The organism is Mesorhizobium sp. M7A.F.Ca.ET.027.03.2.1 (genome assembly GCF_003999175.1).
Lineage (GTDB): Bacteria > Pseudomonadota > Alphaproteobacteria > Rhizobiales > Rhizobiaceae > Mesorhizobium.
The window spans coordinates 1-1,289 of record NZ_RZOM01001373.1; the positions used below are offsets into that span (position 1 = coordinate 1).

Here is a 1,289-nt window from a genome sequence, read left to right on the forward strand (position 1 = left end):
TGTTGGCGCTGTGGGAACGGGCTCCAAGCACGGTTGGCGAGCTTGGCGAAGCGCTTGGGCTGGATTCGGCGACGCTGACGCCGCTGCTCAAGCGGCTGGAGGCCGGTGGCCTGGTCACACGCCGGCGCGACCCCGCCGACGAGCGCCGGGTTCTGGTCGAGCCGACAGCGAAGGGGCAAGCGTTGCGTGAGCAGGCCAAAAGCGTGCCGGCGGCTATGCTTTGCAACCTGCCGCTGGATGCCGACGAGTTGAGATCCCTGCACAGCACCCTGACGCGGTTCGTCTCCGGCTTGCGCAAGGCAGATGCCGGCATCGCGAAGCGGAGTTGATCGCTGCCGCGACACCGTTCATTCCTGAATCCCGGAAATGAAGGCACTGGAATCCCTTTTCGCGCGCGCTGACGCAGCGGACCGTCTTGCATGACGCTTGCGGAAAGCTAAAGTCGGCGCCGTATTTTCCTGCAAGCCCGGCCATGTCCGGGTCCGTCAATTTCCGGGGAGTGTGTCATGACCAAATCGAAACTGCTGCTGGCAGGCCTGCTTGCCCTCGTCCTGACGCCCGTTGCCGCCTTTGCGCAGGCGCTGCCCGACCTCGGCGGCAAAAAGGTGGTGGTTGTGACCGAAAACGCCTATCCGCCGCTGCAGTTCATCGATGCCAAGACCGGCAAGCAGATCGGCTGGGAGTATGACGCGATGAACGAGATCGCCAAGCGGCTGAATTTCACGGTCGAGTACCAGAACACTTCCTGGGACGCGATGATCCAGGCGGTTTCCGACAACCAGTACAACATTGGCATGACCGGCATCACCATCAAGGACGACCGCAAGGAGAAGGTCGATTTCTCCGACCCCTATATGCGCTCGGAACAGTTCATGCTGGTGCGCGGCGATGAGAGCCGCTTCACTGACGCCAAGACCTTCGGCGACTTCAAGGACGGGCTGATCGGCGCGCAGGCCGGCACCACGCCCTTCTACACCGCCGTCTATAGCGTGCTCGACGGCAATGAGCAGAACCCGCGCATCAAACTGTTCGAGACCTTCGGCGCGACCGTGCAGGCACTGAAGTCCGGTGACGTCGATGTCGTTTTGACCGATGGCACCGCTGGCAAAGGCTATGTCGACGCCTCCGCGGGCAAACTGAAACTGATCGGCGGGCCGCTCGGCACCGAGGATTTCGGTTTCATTTTCCCCAAGGGTTCCGACCTGGTGAAGCCGATCAACGCGGCAATCGTTGCGTTGAAGGCGGACGGGACGTTCGATGCGCTGAACAAGAAATGGTTTCTTGATTAC

Annotated in this window: 2 protein-coding genes; both read left to right on the top strand. The window is 61.7% G+C overall.

All coding sequences use genetic code 11. The features are described 5' to 3' along the window. Window positions 1-329: MarR family transcriptional regulator (locus EN750_RS34785; RefSeq protein WP_127399306.1), on the top strand; the 329-nt coding region annotated here is incomplete at its 5' end. Window positions 330-506: 177 nt separating this feature from the next. Next, a partial coding sequence (locus tag EN750_RS34790) for a transporter substrate-binding domain-containing protein (RefSeq protein ID WP_127399307.1) occupies window positions 507-1,289 on the top strand: 783 nt, incomplete at its 3' end.